A 19250-nucleotide genomic window follows, 5' to 3' on the forward strand; every position below is an offset into this window, starting at 1 on the left:
TCTATTGCGTACGGTATGTTCTATATGACATGGATGATCAAACTACCGCCTCAGGATTGTGTTCGGCAATAGATTCGCGGCGTGAGTGATCAGCGCGTGTATCGGATAACCTTCTGCAGTTCCTCAACTGAGGGTCTTGAGCGAGGAGAAGCTGCTTTTATTAAATCTGAAATCGGACCAAAATCTTCCAACAGTGAATGGCTGTATGCTATTCAGTCGAGGTGTTGAGTTACGGCATTATAAAGCGCAACTTGACTATTTGTTACCATATAAGCCAGGATCGATACGCCCAAAATTTAAGAATTAGACGGTGCGGTATGCCCGTTGAGATAAGACGTATTCCAAGAAGGGGGGAGACATGGCAACAGGAAAAAAAGTAGCGACTGAAAAAACTGATGAGATTGCACCGCGAGCACGATTGCATAAACTAATCATCAGAAACTTCAGAGCGATAGGGGCATCTCCGGTCACCATTGAACTTGACGATATTGTGGTTCTGGTCGGGCCGAATAATGCGGGAAAAAGCTCGGTTCTAAGAGCCTACGAAGTGGTAATGCAAGCAGGTAAAGAGGGGCACCTTTCCTTAGAAGACTTTCCGAATGGGCAACTCCCAAATCCGGATGAGCCTAATGGCTTCCCCACAATAGAACTGGAAACGGTGTTGTTTCAGGACAGCCGGCTCCCAGCAGAACGTTGGATGGATACGCGCCAAAATGGTGATCGCCATGTACGGGAGCGCTGGATATGGTCGGACGTTGGTGCACCAAAGAAAATAGGCTTTGATGTAGTAACTGGCTGCTGGGATGAAAATCACGGTCCTTGGGGAGCTGCTGGTGTTGCGCAACCTAACAGGCCAGAACCTCATCGAATTGAGGCCTTTGAAGATCCATCAAAGCAGGGCGCGGATATCGTCGGTTTGCTGCAAGAGGCAATCAAAGAGCGAGTCAAAGAATTTCAGAAGCGTAGCGTAGACGGCGAAGAAAAAAACGACTACGACAAGTTATTAGATGCTGTCGCAGATCTTCAAAAAAGAGTGGCGAGTAGCGCAGAAGAAGCAATTACGGAAGTGAAAACCGCACTCAATAGCTCCATCGCTGAGGTCTTTCCTGGCTATACGATCACATTAGACGCTCGCGCAGAAGACGACCTTGAAAAAGCAGTCACGCTTTGCAAGACGATCCCGCTGCTTCGTATGGGGCCTAATGATGGTCATCAATCGACACTTGACCGTCAAGGAAGCGGTGCTAGACGTACCTTATTGTGGACGGCACTGCGTATTCTTGCAGAGCACAAACGGCCCCCAAAAGTAGGAGATGCTAATTCTGAGCGACCGCATGTCCTTTTGCTTGACGAGCCGGAGATGTGTTTGCATCCGAACGCAATACGAGATGCTTGTAACGTCTTATATTCACTTCCTAACGGTGGAAAGTGGCAGGTTATGGTGACCACCCATTCACCGATATTTATTGATCTATCCAGAGATAACACGTCCATCGTCAGAGTAGAACGAACTGCCACAGGCAACGTAACTGGCACCACGATTTTTAGGCCAAACCTAGTTAAATTGAGTTGCGAGGAAAAGGAAGAACTAAAGCTATTGAACATGTTTGACCCTTATGTTGCGGAATTTTTCTTTGGTGGCCGAGTTGTAATTGTGGAGGGAGACACTGAGCATTCTGCATTCAAAGAATTAATTCAATCAGACCGAGATCGGTATAAGAACGTCCATATTGTTCGTGCAAGGGGAAAATTCACTATCGTAGCGTTGTGTAAGATACTTAACCAATTTGGCAATCCATATGCCGTATTACATGATGCTGATACGCCCCTCATCACAAATAAAAAAGGGGAAACGAGAAAGAATTCCGCATGGGCAGCAAATACGAAAATTGCCGAAGCTGTAGCTGCCGCGCCTAACGGCAATGCCGTACTGGTGGCATCGATAGATAATTTCGAACAGGCCATGTTTGGCGCCAACGCAAGCGGCGAGAAACCATACAATGCATGGGCGAATGTTCGCCAAGATGAAAAAATTCGTCAACGGGTTAGTCAACTATTGAATTACCTAATTGGACAAAGTGATGAACTTCCAAATACAACTCTGAGGTGGAGCGACATTTCTATTTTAGAAAATGCCGTTACTCTGTGATGGGATAACTCTTTTTTCGGAGCTTTTCTACCAACCAATACTTGTCCCAAATGGTAAATAGATCAATTGATAGGTCAAAAAAATATGCAAAATTTTGAACAATCGGGGATTTGGAAGCGCACTCTTGCGCCGCAAGGCGTCGACGACAAGTGCCAAGTTGCACGTTCGCGACTGGCACAGTCCTTTATTCGGACACGGGACGCAGTAATTCCCTTGGTACGAAAAATTGAGATGGAATTACCGTCTCTGACATTGCACGATGTGACGCATCTCGACACACTCTGGCATGTTGCAGACAAGCTGTTGGGGGCGGATTTTGAAATCAATCCTGCAGAGGCGTATGTTCTTGGAATGGCATTTCTATTACACGATGCTGCAACATCGTCGTTTGCGTACCCAGATGGAATTGCTGGCCTCCGAGATTCAGTCGAGTGGAAGGATTATGTAACGCAGCAGGGTTTTACCGAAGACCAACTCCGCCAAGGAGAACCCCAATACCAGCAAGTGTTGTTTGAGACGCTCCGATTGCTTCATGCGACCCGCGCTGAAAACTTGTTAGCGCAGAACTGGGAAGACTTAAATGGTCAAAGTCGCTATTTATTAGAAGACGTCGAGCTCAGAAATCATTACGGAAAGACGATTGGAAAAGTTGCCTCTAGCCATGGCTGGGACGCTAGTGTGGTTGAGCAGGAATGGGCATCAGCGTCACCCATCGCGCCTCACAGTTCACTGGGCTTAGACGCCACAGAAAACTGGGGTGTTGATAGATTAAAGTTGGCGATGCTCCTTCGTTGCATTGATGCCGCGCATATCGATAATTTGCGTGCGCCTGATGTTCCTCTGATGCTGAATTCGCCAACTGGCGAGTCTAGAAGGCACTGGACTTTCCAGAATAAGCTCAGTTCTATAGCTATCAATGCAAAAAGCGAACTATATTGGTCAGGCTCTGCGTTTGGCGTTACGCAATCTGACGCTTGGTGGCGTTGTTATGAAGCGTGCCAGATGATCGATCGGGAAATACGTACATCCAATCGGATTTTGTTAGATCATGGACGAAAAACTATGGTTGCGATTGGAGTTATGGGGGCAAATGATGTTGAAGTGTTCCAGAAAAACGTGCCGGTGGAAGGTTGGCATCCATTTGATTTTAATTATCAAGTTAGTCAAGTAGGTAGCGTAATTGAAAAATTCGGTGGAGAAAGATTGTATGGTGATGATCCCGCAATAGCCCTGCGCGAGCTCATTCAGAACGCCGCTGACGCAATCCGCGCCCGCCGATTTCAAGTTGGAAATCAAACACATGGGAAAATTAAAATCTCACTGCGAAATACAGTTGATGGCAGCGTATGGTTAGATGTCGTTGATGATGGCCTAGGAATGAGCCGGTACGTTCTTACTGAAGTATTGCTCGACTTTGGTAGATCCCTCTGGAAGGATGCCTCGCTGCGCGATCAATGGCGCGGTCTGGCCAGCAAAGGTTTTTCTCCGGTAGGGAAGTATGGAATCGGTTTCTTCTCCGTGTTTATGTTAGGCGACGAAGTAAAAGTAACGACATGGCGATATGGCAACGCCATCACAGATCAAGTTACGCTTCATCTGCGAAATCGCGTTGTTGAACGGCCGATCTTATTGCAAGCTACTCAGGATGAACTCCTAACAGAAAGCGGCACTCGGATTTCTGTTAGGTTGCGCGAAGGGCGCAAGACGCTTCTTAAAAACGTTCCTCAACGTGTTGAACAAAAAAAAGTGCCCCAAGTTGAAGATCTAGTCGCTCACCTGGCGCCGACATTGGATATCGATGTTTGGTGTCAGGACGGTGCGGTTTCACCAGTACAAGCGATTAAAGCTAATGATTGGGAGACACTAGATCCGTACGATCTTCTGTGCCGGCTAAAAGTGAATATGACCGCGGATGCACTAAAACGTTATGCTGCCCGCCTTCAACCCATGATCGATGAGAATGGAAAAATAGTTGGGCGCGCAGCGTTGCTATTAGATAGAAATCGGTGGTATAGGTCGGACAATACCGGTGCATTAGTACACTGCGGCTTGCGAACAGGCAATTGTGAAGGAATTATTGGATATATATTGGCGGGAAATAGCGTTGATTTAGCCAGGCGCAATGCGGTGCCTGTAGTTAATAGCTCGACTTTACGCCAGTGGGCAGAGCGTCAGCTTTCTGCGACTCCAAATGTCGTACCGTCGCTCACCGAGAAAATCGTGAGCCTTGACTGCGGAGATAAAACCTCTGTTGTCGGAAGATTAGATGGCCAACTAGTCACGATCCTTGACCTTATAGAGCAGTTTAGATCTGGCGAAGTGAGCGAACTTGTCTGCTTTGGCGGCGACGTCGAATGCCCGGATGATATGTCTCAGTCAGATTTCGGTAACTTCGAACATTCTGACACGTTACTCGATCTGACGGAGGCTGAAAGCTCAAATCGATTCAGTTTTGGAATGAAGGATTGGATAGAACAAGTCATCCCAGTAGCAGTCGGAAAACCAAAAACAATTGTTGATTTGATTGAGCATTATTTGCGCGCGGAATTCGATGATTTGCATATGTATTCTGAGGATAGAATTGTTGGAACAGCCAACTTTGTTGAATTCGAAGAGGAATGTCTTATTTTCGAACGCAATGCATCGGCGCAGTAGATCTATTGGACGCTATAGCCTGTAATGAAGACGAGATGTTTTCAGAAAAAGGACGACAGCACAGTGCCAAATAGTCTAGGCGCGACGGCGAGAAAGACGGTAATTGCCGGTAAGGGGGGCCGATTCAGCGTAAGCGCAAGGCCTCAGCTTTTATGCTTACTCGAAACGCGTCATCTCAGCTTGGAAGCCGAAATGAATCAGGCAATAATGAATATTTCGTACTAGAAAAGATTTCCAATCATGAAACTCAAGATACATCTTCCCGTGATCCTGGCCAGCTTGGATAGTGAAAATGGCCGTATCGTGCTGCCGCAGACAGCGACCGGCTTCAAAGTTGGGCAGCGTATATTCTTCGGACTTGAGGGCCGGAGTATCCGTGTTAGTCGCAGGCCGCAAGGGTTGAGTCTTGGGCGTATTCTTTCCACACGTGTTTCCAGATGTTCGGTCAGAAGTAAGCTGACCAAAACCAATCGCCAAGGGCAGCACCAGGTCCAAATTTTCTAAACCTCTGACTGATATTCCGAGGAGTCAATGCCCGAACATCGGATTACGGCCTATTGGGCCTCAACACGACGAGCGACTCTTCAATATTGACTCCTTTGCTTTGCAACTGCTGAACTATGGTCAGTAGTTGCTCGACGTAGTGGTCTCTAGCATTTTGAAGCTCCTCGACCTTCTTTTTTAGGATTTCATTTTGATCTTCTAATAAAAGCCGGCGTCGCTTCCCATCATCGTAGGAACCTGAAGCTTTCAATTGAGCTGCTCGCGCAGCGTCGATTTTTTCTCCGCGTCTTCCGACAAGCGTACTACGGCTTTTGAGTCGTAGTAATTCTTGAACTGAAGTACGAGAAATGGGGGCGTTCTCAAATCCTTGAGTAAGCATTTCTGCAAGCAATTTCTCCAGCTTTTGGTCGAGATTTTGACCACGCGTGTTCCTAAGCATATGGGGTCCTAATCCTCTGATACCGAGCTCCGCCCTATGGTAGAAGCATGGTTAATGGACTCTGAAGCTTGAAAGACAGGAACGGGAAGTCCGGTTACCGTCATCGCCAGCGATTTTTTCATGCCGCCAATCTTCTTTTCTAAATCGTCAATCCAAACGTCCGAACCGAACTCATCATCAGCTTCTGCTTTCATTTTTTCTAAAGCTAGTTCGCTTCGGTAAAGTTGAAGCTTAATCGCTTGCTCTTCAGTGGACGAATTGGTTCGATGCAAGTGACTACAACTATTCCAGCATTGCAGGTGTTTAGGGCAGGGGGCCTGACTAAAATCGTGTGAACATGCTCCATAGGGGGTCACATGCATCGCTTGAGCATGCATGCTCAAAAATCTTTCTGCTGCAACAATATCCTGCTCTGATTTTATTCGATGGTACGTATCAGTTACGCCCCCAAGAATTCGGCGATTACGAATAGCTTCATGTACAAAAGACATTTTTTCTTGGGCATTACTGAATTTCAGAAACTCATCGTGATTTTCTGTTCGTTCTTGCAGAGTGGTATGTTGATATACGACGTTTTCATCAAGCCGCCTTCTTCCCATCGCCAATGCTTGCTGCACATTGCTCATCCCCGCCAATTCGTACAGGGTGTTACGCCAATGCCTAGGCTGATGGCTGGTGACTGCAATTCGCTCGCCATTTTTTTCTGTTAAGTTCCGTCGTTCAAAAATAGATTGCTGTGGCGGATTTGATCCAAGTCCAGTGTTAATTTCTAGAAGAGTGGTTCTCCGCGGAAGTACCCTTGTGACATTCGCTTCGCGGATAAAACGAAACGCTCCATCAAATCTGATACTGAGAGTTTCGCTGGTCAGCAAAACAACGTGCCATTTGCCATTCACTCTTTTTTTAAGAACGGTATGATCAATTTTAGGCGCCAATAAGCCTTCTATATCACCGGCTCGATAGTAACGATCAATCGACTGTGCTCGGACCTCTCTGGGCACAATTCCTTTATTCTTAAGATATAAATAAAGATTGCGCTTGCTCGCATAGCCCAACAGCATCAATAGGCGCTTCTCATCCAGCCATTCGTCAGGAGCAATGTCCCACAAACGTCCTGGATTACCCTCCTGCCATTTCGCTATCGTGCGTGGTTCCACTGTTAACGCTTCTAGTCGAGTGACTGCTCGCCGAGCCAAGGGAATGTCTTGATCTGCAAGCCAATGAATTCTGGTTTCAAAATTCTTTTCTGGATAGTACCGAATCCCGACCTCTAAGATAGGGTGGCCGTTTGCGTCCAATGTTAGGTTGCCATTGCTGTCTTTGATAGGGTGTTCTACCCAGCAATCTAATGGGAGACAAGCGATTTCATTTCCTCTCTGCCCCATCACGATGAGGAGATCGATTGTCCGAAGCAGAATTTCTTCATCGTCATTAAACGGATCGTTTGTGCATTGCGCGTATGCCTCTAGTGCCTCTCTACTTGGAAGTTTTTCAGCATCTTTGCGAATTTTTTCATCCCTACCTGGATCAATAAGCGGAACGTATCGCAAATACTTGCTGTTGGGCGTCATGCCGTGCTGAAAGCCAATTGGCGATTTAGTGAGCTGCTTTTTATCAATCAGCTCCGATATCGCCTGTAAGCGCGTGCACGAATCATAGATGCCAGAATAATTCTGTTCCTGCATTGCCTGAACAGTCTCTTCAAAATGCCATCTTAAAAAGGGAAGAGGGCTTATATATCCTTGTTTGCGAAAGCTGTTAAAAACGCGGCGAAGATCAAACAGATAGACCCGCACGCCCATATGGGTTAGACCACGTGTCCGTTGAAAGTGAACGACAATTGCTTTACAAAAATCCGCGAAATCCCTTGGTAAAGGTGTGTTTTTTCTCTGCGCACTGCCGGCATCCGAAAGCTCGCGAAAAAGAAGTGTTTGATCTTTACTACGATTGAGCAGCCAATTTTTGGTGTTCCAACATTCATGTGACCAATTGATATCAGGAGCCGCTTGGGCAAGATGCTGTTTCTCTAGTTGAATGAATTCATGTAGTCGTTGCGGAACGATTAGCTGATGTTCCGTAACCTTAGGAACAGCATGTACACCTTTCTCACGCATTTCCAGCCTCCAGCTTTTCTCGGCATTTCTGAACAACGGCACTAACTGCTTCCAATGTTTTTTCCAATTGAACTGGTACCCTTGTTCGACCGAGTTCTGCGGCGTTTGCAGCGCTATCTATAAATGTCTGTGCCTGCATTTCCAGCGCTGAACGAACTTCTTCGTGCGGACCATCAGAGAATGGATGGAATTTGCGACATGTATAACAGGAGTAAATTGGATTCTTCGGACAATGGTTATTCGCCGGCAGACCACATCCGCCAACGCCCACGACATACTGTAAATGCACTACGCCTTTGACCCAACGCTCTTTGGGAAAGCTCTGCTTATCAGAGATATCCCCTGTCAACATCATTTTCATAATGTTCTTATAGCTGTCGCTTTTGCCTAAAGCGCGAGATTTTATTTTTGCAATGGTAGGCGTAGCAGCAATATAGGCACGTGCGGCAACAGTTGAATTGTGGCCAAGTGCCTCCGCAATGACGTCTGCTGATGCTCCTTGATCCGCCAATCCTTGGCCTAAATGATGGCGCATCAGTCTTGCACCAACGGTTTGTCCGTCAAGAAGCATCATTGCATCACGCAGTGCCACGCCTATATAGCTCGCTCGGAGTCGCTCTTCGCGGGCCGACCAAAATAATGCCTTTACCGGTTTTCCAAATAGTCCTTCATTGAGAGCCGTGAGGAACTGAATCTTCTTCCCCAGTTGAGCGCTTATACGCCGAGGACGCCGTTCCGGAACGCCGGCGCCACGTTGTTTGCCGAGTGGAAGCCACAAGCTAAAGTAATTATCTTCGTTCGCTGTTCCCCCGGATGCTTCGACAACCTCAAGATCATCGGCATTCAATGCATACATTTGCGAAGGGCGAGGCGCAAGCTCAAACGCTAAATGAAGAATCACATTCGTTTGAAGTGAATGCCAGTCGTCAGGATCGTATGATTCATCGATAAGGCGTAGTATCAATGTTTCTTGCTCAGGCGTGACATATCGCTGATGGAGAAAGAGGGATTCATATGAACTTCTTCGATAGAGCGTTGTTTCGTCTAGGTGAAAGTATGTTTCGAGCGAAAAACCTGGTTTTCCGCTAGATGCACACCAGCAGTAGAACACCCGAAACAAGATGGCCAATTCAGCTGCGTGATGTTGGTAAAGTTGGGTCAGTAATGATAGAGCTCCAGGTGTTGACCACGGGGCGTTATGGGATCGGCTGAGTACAGAAACGGTTTTGATCATCAACGCGTCGGAAGCAACGGTATGTGGAGATCGGGACTCCAATCTATGGAATATGTAGGCTTTTGCGATCTCCGTTTCAGTCTGAGACCAGTCTAACTCGTCCCATTTCATGTGATAGACCGCACCATCCTCAGACCACGACCAAATGGATTTTGAAGTGTCCACATAAGGGCTTGAGTCCTCCGTCCGACGCCTAGTTTTTGCCCTACCTGGATTTGCAAACTTATAGCTATTCCCTGGCTCAGGTGCTGAGTCAAACAGTGCAAACTGCATTAGAGGCTCCGATTACTCGATGTGTTGGCAGGGGCCGACTTAAGTCTTTCCCATGCGGATTCGATCCGATTCTGATTATGTAAGTTGGCCAGGTTATGGATATATCGCCTCGAATAATATTGCGGCATTGTTGAGTCGTTACTCCAACCACAGATTGCACGCAACTCATCCTTCGCTCGTTCCATATCGCATCCCTTCACTTCAAGAAGATATTGAAGAAAGCGTTCTGCAAACGTATGACGAAAAGAATGTGGAGATGCCGATCGCAAGAGTTCCGGTGTCTGTGCTCGAATCCCATTTGCGAGGCGTTCAAATAAATTCCCGACTGAGTTCGCCGCTAACGGCTTGCCGCGTTCGCTTACCCACAAGTAACCATGTTTGAGCTTGAGTGAACGTCCATTTCGGATAGGGCGTCGTTTGTGAAGAATGTAGTGTTGAATTCGTTCGAAGAGATGCTCTGAAATAGCAATGGTTCTTTGGCTATGCAGAGTCTTTAGCGATGGCGCTCGCGATCTCGTATCTATTCCAGCATTTGGATTACGGACAATGCTTAGATAACAAGTGCTGTCACCTCGATGAATGGAGTTGGTGGAAAGACCCAAAAGCTCACCAACGCGAATACCTGTTTCAAAAAGCACATCGACAATAAGCCAATTGCGGAATTGGTTTGTATTGCGAAAGGGATTCTTTGGATCACCCGGATAAGCGAACTCTCTGATTGCAGCTATTTCTGCATCAGTGAAGCTTTTAAAATTGAAATTGCGCCGGCTAGTCGCAACCAGGAAGCTGTCGAATCGCGAGGCTATTGCGCTTGAGGATGCAGAGAGAAGGGTACCGATCTCTTTGACTGACGTCGATCGACCATAACGGTCTACGCACCAAAGTAAGTAACTTTTGAGAGCACGCACATATCCATCTCTCGTTACTGGATCGATTCCGTAATGACTTGTAGGCTCGACACTGCCAAGTCGGCCAACCACATTATGAGCAATTTTCTCGGTGCTAAGCCAGGCCAAAAACTGTTCGACTCTAGCTAGCAGGATGGCAAACTGACCATCAATTAATACCTCATCGACGTCGATTCCGTCCTGCGCAAAGAAATCGTAGAAGGCCTTGATCGTTACCAGATCATTGCGAATTGTGTTGTACGCCTTGTACTGTCGCTTGAGAGTAAGGTAGAGAAATGGCAGTAACACCGGTTGAGGCGGTGTATCTCGAAACAAGACTGGAGTACGTCGTCCACTGGACAATCGGCAAGAAATTATTCGCATGGCCGCCATGATAGGCGGCCGCAAACATATGACAAGCCCTGATTCAATTTTGATGAGAAAGGTAATTCAAATCAAGAACTTATATAAAGTGGTGAACACTTAATACATTAGGTTCTATATTAAAGTTGGCAAGCTACAGAACATAACAAAAACATAGACTTAGCCACGGCCATGAACACCAGATTACATAAGGTTCGGTTTTACATAATGTAAATTATGCGAATTAATACGTGTAGTGGATTCCTGAATTGCTCCGGCTCCAGCGCCTGGAGCAATCTCACGTTCTGCGGGAAATGAACATGCGGCCGGTCCGCTATCAACTCGGCATCCTGCGCTACCAAACCGGCTAACGTCGTCCCGATGGCTGGCGGCACGTTCCGCACGACCGGTTTTGGCGAGTCACAGAACGAAGCCTAGGGCGCGGCATTAAAGGTCGCCGCATCGACGTGCAGCAAATCCAGCAAGCGTCACGATGTCGCCAGCGAGGAAACCAAATACAAGGGCGTCGTCAGCGAGTCGACCAACCGCAACCTGAACAAGGTCGGCGAACTGGCATCACTGACAGGCGCATGGATTCCTGGCCTTGGCAGTGACGACGACTATGAGGTCACGCTGACGTTTTCATGCGATTGACGACGCTGTTTAACGCCTCTTTATTGCACAGACGCAATTAAAATTAGGTGGTGTTTTGATAACAAAAAGCCCCGAAACCGGGGCTTTTTGTCGTTCCTGCTGTTTAAAACAACAGTACGAGCCAGGACCCCTCAAAAAAAAGGAATACAATGGCCTCGCCTACCTTGAGTTTCGACGCGAAAGGTAAGCATTTCCTCAACTTGCATAAAGGACTCGCAATTATGCCTAGAAAAGTAACTGTCGGATACGACTTGATTGCCCCTGCTCAGAAATACGACAGGATTATCAATGCGATTTATCTGCTTGGCACAACCACGAAAGTTCTGCTCTCTCAGTTTGAGGTTGAAACGGACCTCAGCTGCGACGCAGTCTTTGACCACCTGTCGAAGTATGTCGATTCTGACGATAAATTGTATGTGGCTGAAGTTGTGAATAGTCGGCGCTCATACAATTCATTGTTCTCAAGCGCATTGTCTTACGGGGCGGTCAATAAGCTCTTTCAGGTCCAGGCCAATAGCCTAGCCCAAAATCACGCGCAACACGGGATTAGTCGCAAAGGCCTTTTCGATTCAAAACTGTAAAAGAAAAAGCCCGGCGACGAACCGGGCTTTTTTCTATTCGTCAGAAAGGGCATCCGAGTATTTTTGGTTCATCAATCGTTCGTGCCCCTCCTCCAATTTATCCGCGCGCTTTTTCTCTGCACGCCCTATCCAGTAAATTCCTAAAGCGAAAACCACTATGGAGAAAAACCAATTTTCCCATTTTAGGTAAACAACTGCCGCAGCAAGAAATGCCATTGGAAAGGAATATTCGTTCGCCAACGCGGCTTTTGCCTCTGCAACCTTGAAATTTACAATCAAGTCTTTTTCGTCTTCGGTGTAGTCAAATCGCACGGTTCCCCCTTTTGTCATTTTGTTCTCCGATGCCGTCAAGGCGCTTATGCGCTGTGTCGGCGGGGTTTTGCGCGCGGTCATTGGCACCCACAGTGCTCGGCCAGATCGATCGCAGGAAGTGATGGGAAAGCGTACCGAGCCGCGCTCTTGCTGGCCCTTCAACAACGCACTCACAAATGCGAAGCCCCATCCTTAAGCGCCAACAAAGAAAGCAACACATCATCCCGCTCCGCCTGCACGGCCACGATATCGCGATCCCCCAACTCGTCTTTCACACCCTGAGCAAAGCGCCCGATCAGCTCTGGATTCAGTGAGACGTCGCCCAGATCCTTCCACCAGGATTCGATCGGCGGCCCCAGATGCTCCAGCATATGACCGATCCCACCAGCGCCGCCGGATAACTCCAGGTTCATGAACGGACCAAGCAGCGCCCAGCGCAGGCCGGGGCCGTAAGCAATCGCGGTGTCGATGTCGCTGACCGATACCACGCCCTCCTCGACCAGATGAAAAGCCTCGCGCCATAGCGCCGCCTGGAGGCGGTTTGCGACGTGGCCTTTTACTTCCTTGCGGATGTGGATGGCCTTCTTTCCGACCGAATCGTAAAACGCCATGGCGCGCGCAATGGCGTCCTCTGAGGTGAGGCGTCCGCCGATCACTTCCACCAGCGGGATCAGGTGCGGCGGATTGAACGGATGTCCCAGCAGCACGCGCTCGGGGTGCTTTGCGGCGTCCTGGATTTCACTGATGACGATGCCTGACGAGCTGGTGGCGATCAGGGCCTCGGGCGGTGCAAAGGCGTCGATCTCGGCAATCAACGCGCGTTTGACGTCGATGCGCTCTGGACCGTTCTCCTGCACCAGGTAAGCGCCGGCGACAGCGTCCTCCAGCGATGTGTGGAAGCTCAGGCGGTCACGCGAGGCGCCCTCCTCCAGGCCGATGCGTTCCAGCGCCGGCCAGAAGCGGTCGACCAGCATGCGCAACCGCTCTTCAGCGCCCTCTGCCGGATCCGTCGCCGCCACGTCGAAGCCGTGCGCGAGGAAATGCGCAGCCCAGCTCGCGCCGATCACGCCTGTTCCAACCACTGCAATCTTTTTCTTTGTCTCCACCATAGTCGCTTTCAATATGCCTTCATGAGAATGTGTATCTGCCTGCCGGAATCATCCCAGTCTTTTGATGTTCCCGCAAACCGGGGTTGCCCCGGTCGCTTCCGCGCTAACTGCCTGAGTACGTCTCCTGGCAGACCGCGCGCAAGGCTTCGGCGAACAGTTGGTCTGCCTTGCGCTCGACCCCGTCCGAGCGCATGAACAAGGCGATCGGGGACAGCGTCCAGTCAAACGAATACGGCACGATCGCCACGCCGGCGACGCGCACCAGTTCTTCTGCGATATCGGACGGAACAATCGATATCGCACTTTCGTTGGAGACGATCATCTCGCCGATCAACTTCGCCGAGTAGCTTTCCACGACCGGCGCCGGAGGGACGATACCCGCGCCCAGGAAAATATCGGCCACCTGCTCCCGCATCGGCGTATTGGGGGCGCCGAGGATCCAGTCGAGCTCAACCATCTTGTGCCAGTCCAGGCGCACGCGGCCCAGTTGCGCCGCCAGGCGGCGGCTGGCGATCAACCGCGGCTGCTGACGGTACAGCACCTCGAACCGGATGTTCTCCAGGTTCACACCGGAGGATGCGCGCCCGATGACCAGGTCGAGGGCGTGTTCGCCCAATTGCGCCAGGAGCTGGTCGCTGGTTCCTTCATGAATCGTCACGGTCAGCCGTTGGTCGCCGTCAGGCCGGGTGCGCTGAATCGCGCTGGTCAGTAGCTGACCCGAGATGAAAGGCGTGATGCCGATGTGCAGATGGCCGGCATGGCCGGAGGAAAGCGTCTCGATGTCGCGCACCAGATGGCGCAGGTCGTGGACCATCGCCTCTGCCCGCTCCAGCACCACCTTGCCTAGTTCCGTGGGCGCCATGCCGCGCGCCGAACGATCGAACAGCGCGCCGCCGAACATCCCTTCCAATTCGGAAAGCGCATTGGTAATGGCCGGTTGCGTGCTGGCCATGTGCTCGGCCACGCGCGTGAGCGACTTGTGTTGCCGTATTTGCAACAACAAGAGCAGATGGCGCATTTTCAGGCGGGTGCTTAGGCGTCTGAGCAGCGCATTGGCGTCAAAAACCTCCATGAGGATGGTCTTTCATTAGAAAAATATGATGGAGTCATAATAAATCAAAATGATCTCCATATAGTTGTTGCCTAAACTTGCCTCAAGTCATTGCGGTGACGATGACCAAGAAAAAACGGTGTGAGCGCCAACAACAGCAAGAAACTCAACACCGATAACAAACTGACAACAAATCGACAACCAAGCGCCTTGAGCCATCGGCCGGCGCATTCTGGAAGAGGATGAACACATGAACACGACAGACCGCCAAGCAGCACTGGATTACCACCAGTACCCTACCCCCGGCAAAATTACCGTCAATGCCAGCAAGCCCCTGGTCACCCAGCGCGACCTGACGCTGGCCTATACGCCGGGCGTGGCCGCGGCCTGCGAAGAGATCGTGGCCGATCCGCTCAATGCTTTCCGCTACACGGCGCGCGGCAATCTCGTGGGCGTCATCACCAACGGCACCGCGGTCCTCGGGCTCGGCAATATCGGCGCATTGGCGTCCAAGCCGGTGATGGAAGGCAAGGCGGTCCTGTTCAAGAAATTCGCCGGCATCGACGTCTTCGATATCGAGATCAACGAGACTGATCCGGACAAGCTGGTGACGATCATTGCCGGCCTGGAAGCGACCTTCGGCGGCATCAACCTGGAAGACATCAAGGCGCCTGAATGCTTCACCGTCGAGCGCCAGCTGCGCGATCGCATGAAGATCCCTGTATTCCATGATGACCAGCACGGCACCGCAATCACGGTATCGGCCGCTTTCATCAACGGTCTGAAAGTCGTCAAGAAAGACATCGCCGAAGTCAAAGTGGTGGTGTCGGGCGCCGGCGCAGCCGCGTTGGGCTGCCTGGAACTGATGATGGACCTGGGCCTGCCGCTGGAGAATATCTGGGTGACCGACATCGAAGGCGTGGTCTACGAAGGACGCCCGACACTGATGGATCCGGACAAGGAACGCTATGCGCGCAAGACCGACTTGCGCACGCTGGCACAGGTGATCGAAGGCGCCGACGTGTTCCTCGGCGTGTCCGCCGGCAACGTGCTGAAAAAGGAAATGGTCGCTACCATGGCGGCGCGTCCGCTGATCCTGGCGCTGGCCAATCCGACTCCCGAAATCCTGCCCGAGGTTGCACTGGCGGTGCGTGACGATATCGTGATGGCGACCGGACGTTCTGACTATCCGAACCAGGTCAACAACGTGCTGTGCTTCCCGTACATCTTCCGCGGCGCGCTGGACGTCGGCGCCACCACCATCACCCGCGAAATGGAAATTGCCGCGGTCTACGCCATCGCAGGCCTGGCGGAAGAAGAACAGAACGATGTCGTCGCAGCAGCCTACGGCAGCTACGACTTGTCGTTCGGTCCCGAGTACTTCATCCCGAAGCCGTTCGATCCACGCCTGATCGTGCGCATCGCGCCGGCAGTCGCCAAGGCCGCCATGGAGGGCGGCGTCGCCACGCGACCGATCGCCGATCTGGATGCCTACGTGGAACAGTTGCAGCAATTCGTCTACCACTCTGGCGCGTTCATGAAGCCTTTGTACGCAGCTGCCAAGCAACGCGTACGCGACGGCGACAAGGCGCGCATCGTCTTTACCGAAGGCGAGGACGAGCGCGTTCTGCGCGCAGTGCAAGTGATCGTCGATGAAAAACTGGCGCGCCCGATCCTGGTCGGCCGTCCCGAAGTCTTGCTGGCGCGCATCCAGAAATTCGGCTTGCGGCTACGCCTGGGGCAGGACGTAGAAGTCACCAGCCCGGATTATGACGAGCGCTTCCATCAATACTGGACCACCTACTGGGACCTGATGTGCCGTGAAGGCATCACCAAGGAGATGGCGCGCGTCGAGATGCGCCGACGCCTGACCCTGATCGGCGCCATGATGGTGCGCCTGGGCGACGCCGACGGCATGATCTGCGGCACCGTCGGCGCGTATCACGACCACCTGCGCTATGTCGACCAGGTCATCGGCAAGAAACCCGGTGCGAACACCTATGCCGCGATGAACATCCTGTTGCTGGATCAGCGCACGGTGGCATTGGTCGACACACACGTCAACGATGACCCCAGCGCCGAACAGATCGCCGAATTCACCATCGCGGCCGCAGAACAAATGACCCGGTTGAACCTCGTCCCGAAGGCAGCGCTGCTGTCGCGCTCCAATTTCGGTTCCGCCAGTTCGGCCTCCGGCAGCAAGATGCGTCGCGCCCTGGACATCATTACCGAGCGGGCGCCGACGCTGGAGGTCGACGGCGAGATGCATGGCGATTGCGCCTTGGACGAGGCACTGCGTCTGCAGATCCTGCCGAGTTCGCGACTCAAGGGCTCCGCCAACCTGCTCGTCTGCCCGAATGTCGACGCCGGCAATATCGCCTACAACCTGCTCAAGACAGCCGCGGGCAGCAACGTGGCGGTGGGTCCGTTCCTGCTCGGCGTGAACGCGCCGGTGCATATCCTGACATCAAGCTCCACCGTGCGACGCATCATCAACATGGCGGCGCTGACGGTCCTGGATGCAAATCGCCCATCGTAGTTTTATCGGCGATCGTCCCGGCAATCTGATGCAGCCAGTTCCCGAATAAGCGATGCGCATGCCCCTGCCACTGGTTTTCCGGTGGCAGGGTTTCGCAGTCGCCGGGAAAATAGTTTTTCGGAAGGCCGATGTTTTTGCCCGCTTTCCGGTCACGGAAGTATTCGTCGGCCAGCGTGTGGGTGTCGTACTCGACGTGGTTGAAGCAATGCAGCGCGCGATGTTGCGGATCGTTGAGCAGGCAGAGACCGGTTTCCGGGGAACCCATCAGAACCGAAATGCCGCTGTCCGCCGGAATGTCGGCGCGCCGAATTTCCATCCAGCGTGACACCGGAATATTGAAATCGGCCGGAAAGCCTTTCAGATACGGCGAGCCTGCATCCAGCCCGTGATGCCGGAATATGCCGAACGCCTTCTCCTCCAGCAGGTATCGCGGCATGCCATGAAAATAATGCAACGCCGCCTGGGCCGCCCAGCAGATGTTGAAGCTGCTGTGGACGTTGGTTTGCGTCCAGCGAAAGATATCGGTGAGCTCATTCCAATAGCGCACCTCCTCAAACGGGATCGTTTCTATCGGTGCGCCGGTGATGATGAAGCCGTCGAAGTTCTGCCCCTTGATGTCCGACCAGTTCCGGTAAAACGACGCCATGTGTTCGCCCGGCGTGTTCCTGGGCACATGGTTCGTCATCTTCACCAGTGTCAGATCGACCAGCAAGGGGGTAGCGCCGAGCAAGCGGGCAATCTGGGTTTCCGTATTGATCTTGTCCGGCATGAGGTTAAGCAAGCCGATGCGTAGCGATCGCTGGTGCCGAGGCCATGCGCTCTGGTCATCCACCACCATGACGCCTTCGGCCCTGAGCGTGGCTCGTGCGGGCAAACGGCTTGGAATTTTGATTGGCATAGGCTTCCGGTCTGCTTTGCCGGCCATGGTAGCACCGGCATTTTCGGCGACTATACCGTGCGTCTCACATTTCAAAAAAAGCCTTCGGGCCAGAGTTTGGCGCATAAAATACCGACAACATTCCACGACGCAATGACGCATGATCCGGACGACTCGCCATGGCTGCACCTGACTTGCTGACAATTCCTGCGGCCGTACTTTCAGCCGAGGCCGCGCTCGACATTGCCCTCCCGGCGCTGCCGTCGCATAGCGCGCTGTGCATCGGCGTCACGCTTGCGCCGGACCGGTTCGCCGCCCTTACTGCCTGCTGCCTTCCATACACTTCGGCATCGGAACAGGATCGCGCCGCACGCTTTCTGCACGCTGCCGATGCGGTCCGGCATTTGTATGGACGCGCCCTGCTGCGTCGCGCCGCGATTGCTTGCGGCGTCATGTCAGGCGTACAAGAATTCGATGTCAATCCGTGGGGCAAGCCGATGCTGCCCGGCGCTGCGCTGCAGGGCAACATCAGTCACTCGGGAACGCAGGTGTGGCTGGTGCTGGGGCGCGACTGCGACGTGGGGATCGATATCGAGTCCGTGCAAGCGCCTGCTGACTTTATCGATATTGCGTCCGCATTTCATCCGCAGGAACTGCGGTCGATACGAGAGGCCCCCGATTCGCCGCACGCGATGATGCGCTGCTGGAGCCGCAAGGAGGCGGTGGCAAAGGCGGTGGGACGCGGACTGTCCCTTGCGCTGGATAGCTACGCGGTCGACATCCGTGTCGGCGCGATGGATTGGCTCACGCATGCGCCGGCCGGAACCCGGCTTGCCGACTGGCGTTGCTCCGATCTTCCGCGGGCAGCGGATTATGTCGGGGCCGTTGCCGCTTACGGAGATTGCCGGCGGATTTCAACCTGGCAACTGAAGATTGAGACCAGACCTAAATGATCCCGGCAGGCTAGAATAAGTACTCCATCAAGCAGGTTGTCCATCGATACCCTCCCCCCGAACATCCAGGAGAAAACATGACTGCGCCCGCCCCGCTCACCCGCGCCGCGTTACGCCGTTTGCACGCGCAGGACGTGATCATCCGGCATACCTCCATGGCCGGCGCCAGCATGGCCATTCCCTTGCCCTTGCTCGACATGGCTGCGGCCTTGTCGATACAAGTGCGCATGGCGAAAAAGCTATGCGCGCTGTACGGCGCCGAATTCAATCGCACTGCCGCGCGCGACGTCATCACGGGAATCCTGGGCGGCTTGTCGCCGGGCAGCCTCAGCGCCACCGCGTTGCGCTATCTGTCGTTCGCGAGTTATTTTGCCGGCACCCTGCCCTCGGCCGGCCTCAGCGCCGCCTACACTTACGTGCTCGGAGAACTGCTTATGGGCCGACTGATTGCGAACGGACGCATTGACCTGCCCTCGCCGGGAGAAATCGGCGAACGCCAGTCGTCGGCTTCGCCGGAATTGGCCGAAGCGCACGCCTGATTCAAGCCCTCTGCCGA

14 protein-coding genes are annotated in these 19250 nt (G+C 52.2%); 6 read left to right on the forward strand and 8 right to left on the reverse strand.

The annotated features are described in order from the left end of the window. Positions 1-358 precede the first annotated feature (358 nt). Both ACIROW_RS02190 and ACIROW_RS02195 read left to right on the forward strand, forming a co-directional pair. Positions 359-2149 (forward strand): ATP-dependent nuclease, encoded by a 1791-nt coding sequence (locus ACIROW_RS02190; RefSeq protein ID WP_402271412.1) that lies wholly within the window; start codon positions 359-361, stop codon positions 2147-2149. Positions 2150-2380: 231 nt separating this feature from the next. Continuing rightward, the gene (locus ACIROW_RS02195) at positions 2381-4804 is read left to right on the forward strand and encodes an ATP-binding protein (protein ID WP_402271414.1); all 2424 of its coding nucleotides are present in this window, start codon (positions 2381-2383) and stop codon (positions 4802-4804) included. A gap of 547 nt (positions 4805-5351) precedes the next feature. Here the strand turns inward: ACIROW_RS02195 and ACIROW_RS02200 are convergent. The 4 genes from ACIROW_RS02200 to ACIROW_RS02215 all read right to left on the reverse strand — a co-directional run bounded on the left by ACIROW_RS02200 (position 5352) and on the right by ACIROW_RS02215 (position 10591). Next, the gene (locus tag ACIROW_RS02200; RefSeq protein WP_402271416.1) at positions 5352-5747 is read right to left on the reverse strand and encodes a hypothetical protein; all 396 of its coding nucleotides are present in this window, start codon (positions 5745-5747) and stop codon (positions 5352-5354) included. Between the two features lie 8 nt (positions 5748-5755). Next, positions 5756-7861 (reverse strand): hypothetical protein, encoded by a 2106-nt coding sequence (locus ACIROW_RS02205; protein WP_402271418.1) that lies wholly within the window; start codon positions 7859-7861, stop codon positions 5756-5758. Continuing rightward, entirely contained in the window at positions 7854-9206 is a 1353-nt protein-coding gene (locus tag ACIROW_RS02210) for a hypothetical protein (RefSeq protein WP_402271420.1), read from the reverse strand. The genes ACIROW_RS02205 and ACIROW_RS02210 overlap by 8 nt, the downstream gene beginning before the upstream one ends. A 161-nt stretch (positions 9207-9367) precedes the next feature. Continuing rightward, complete coding sequence (locus tag ACIROW_RS02215; RefSeq protein ID WP_402271422.1) at positions 9368-10591, reverse strand: tyrosine-type recombinase/integrase; 1224 nt, start codon at positions 10589-10591, stop codon at positions 9368-9370. Between the two features lie 830 nt (positions 10592-11421). Here ACIROW_RS02215 and ACIROW_RS02220 point away from each other — a divergent pair. After that, entirely contained in the window at positions 11422-11853 is a 432-nt protein-coding gene (locus ACIROW_RS02220) for a hypothetical protein (protein WP_402271425.1), read from the forward strand. A gap of 33 nt (positions 11854-11886) precedes the next feature. On the opposite strand, the gene ACIROW_RS02225 is transcribed toward ACIROW_RS02220, so the two are convergent. From ACIROW_RS02225 to ACIROW_RS02235, 3 genes are all read right to left on the reverse strand, one after another. Then, positions 11887-12339, reverse strand: coding sequence for a hypothetical protein (locus ACIROW_RS02225; protein WP_402271426.1), 453 nt, complete (start codon positions 12337-12339; stop codon positions 11887-11889). Beyond that, positions 12336-13274 (reverse strand): 3-hydroxyacyl-CoA dehydrogenase NAD-binding domain-containing protein, encoded by a 939-nt coding sequence (locus tag ACIROW_RS02230; protein WP_402272444.1) that lies wholly within the window; start codon positions 13272-13274, stop codon positions 12336-12338. The genes ACIROW_RS02225 and ACIROW_RS02230 overlap by 4 nt, the downstream gene beginning before the upstream one ends. Positions 13275-13377: 103 nt before the next feature. Then, positions 13378-14346, reverse strand: a complete 969-nt coding sequence (locus ACIROW_RS02235; RefSeq protein WP_402271428.1) for a LysR substrate-binding domain-containing protein — start codon at positions 14344-14346, stop codon at positions 13378-13380. Positions 14347-14575: 229 nt separating this feature from the next. On the opposite strand from ACIROW_RS02235, the gene ACIROW_RS02240 reads away from it, so the two are divergent. Next, complete coding sequence (locus tag ACIROW_RS02240; protein WP_402271431.1) at positions 14576-16864, forward strand: NADP-dependent malic enzyme; 2289 nt, start codon at positions 14576-14578, stop codon at positions 16862-16864. On the opposite strand, the gene ACIROW_RS02245 is transcribed toward ACIROW_RS02240, so the two are convergent. Then, positions 16818-17789, reverse strand: coding sequence for a homoserine O-succinyltransferase (locus ACIROW_RS02245; RefSeq protein WP_402271433.1), 972 nt, complete (start codon positions 17787-17789; stop codon positions 16818-16820). The two genes, ACIROW_RS02240 and ACIROW_RS02245, sit on opposite strands and share 47 nt — an antisense overlap. A 131-nt stretch (positions 17790-17920) precedes the next feature. Here ACIROW_RS02245 and ACIROW_RS02250 point away from each other — a divergent pair, with 131 nt between their 5' ends. Both ACIROW_RS02250 and ACIROW_RS02255 read left to right on the forward strand, forming a co-directional pair. Beyond that, positions 17921-18694: a 4'-phosphopantetheinyl transferase family protein gene (locus ACIROW_RS02250; protein WP_402271435.1), complete on the forward strand. Its 774-nt coding sequence runs from the start codon at positions 17921-17923 to the stop codon at positions 18692-18694. 77 nt (positions 18695-18771) lie between these two features. After that, the gene (locus tag ACIROW_RS02255; protein WP_402271438.1) at positions 18772-19233 is read left to right on the forward strand and encodes a DUF697 domain-containing protein; all 462 of its coding nucleotides are present in this window, start codon (positions 18772-18774) and stop codon (positions 19231-19233) included. The last annotated feature ends 17 nt before the right edge of the window (positions 19234-19250 follow it).

The organism is Herbaspirillum sp. NPDC101397 (genome assembly GCF_044767325.1).
Classification (GTDB): Bacteria; Pseudomonadota; Gammaproteobacteria; order Burkholderiales; family Burkholderiaceae_D; genus Herbaspirillum.

What these genes read in the sequence shown, in the direction of transcription:
- ACIROW_RS02255 (WP_402271438.1), top strand. Translation starts at nt 18,772, where the DNA reads ATGACTGCGCCCGCCCCGCTCACCCGCGCCGCGTTACGCCGTTTGCAC.
- ACIROW_RS02240 (WP_402271431.1), top strand. Translation starts at nt 14,576, where the DNA reads ATGAACACGACAGACCGCCAAGCAGCACTGGATTACCACCAGTACCCT.
- ACIROW_RS02250 (WP_402271435.1), top strand. Translation starts at nt 17,921, where the DNA reads ATGGCTGCACCTGACTTGCTGACAATTCCTGCGGCCGTACTTTCAGCC.
- ACIROW_RS02190 (WP_402271412.1), top strand. Translation starts at nt 359, where the DNA reads ATGGCAACAGGAAAAAAAGTAGCGACTGAAAAAACTGATGAGATTGCA.
- ACIROW_RS02205 (WP_402271418.1), bottom strand. Translation starts at nt 7,861, where the DNA reads ATGCGTGAGAAAGGTGTACATGCTGTTCCTAAGGTTACGGAACATCAG.
- ACIROW_RS02245 (WP_402271433.1), bottom strand. Translation starts at nt 17,789, where the DNA reads ATGGCCGGCAAAGCAGACCGGAAGCCTATGCCAATCAAAATTCCAAGC.
- ACIROW_RS02220 (WP_402271425.1), top strand. Translation starts at nt 11,422, where the DNA reads ATGGCCTCGCCTACCTTGAGTTTCGACGCGAAAGGTAAGCATTTCCTC.
- ACIROW_RS02230 (WP_402272444.1), bottom strand. Translation starts at nt 13,274, where the DNA reads ATGGTGGAGACAAAGAAAAAGATTGCAGTGGTTGGAACAGGCGTGATC.
- ACIROW_RS02235 (WP_402271428.1), bottom strand. Translation starts at nt 14,346, where the DNA reads ATGGAGGTTTTTGACGCCAATGCGCTGCTCAGACGCCTAAGCACCCGC.
- ACIROW_RS02195 (WP_402271414.1), top strand. Translation starts at nt 2,381, where the DNA reads ATGGAATTACCGTCTCTGACATTGCACGATGTGACGCATCTCGACACA.
- ACIROW_RS02210 (WP_402271420.1), bottom strand. Translation starts at nt 9,206, where the DNA reads ATGAAATGGGACGAGTTAGACTGGTCTCAGACTGAAACGGAGATCGCA.
- ACIROW_RS02200 (WP_402271416.1), bottom strand. Translation starts at nt 5,747, where the DNA reads ATGCTTAGGAACACGCGTGGTCAAAATCTCGACCAAAAGCTGGAGAAA.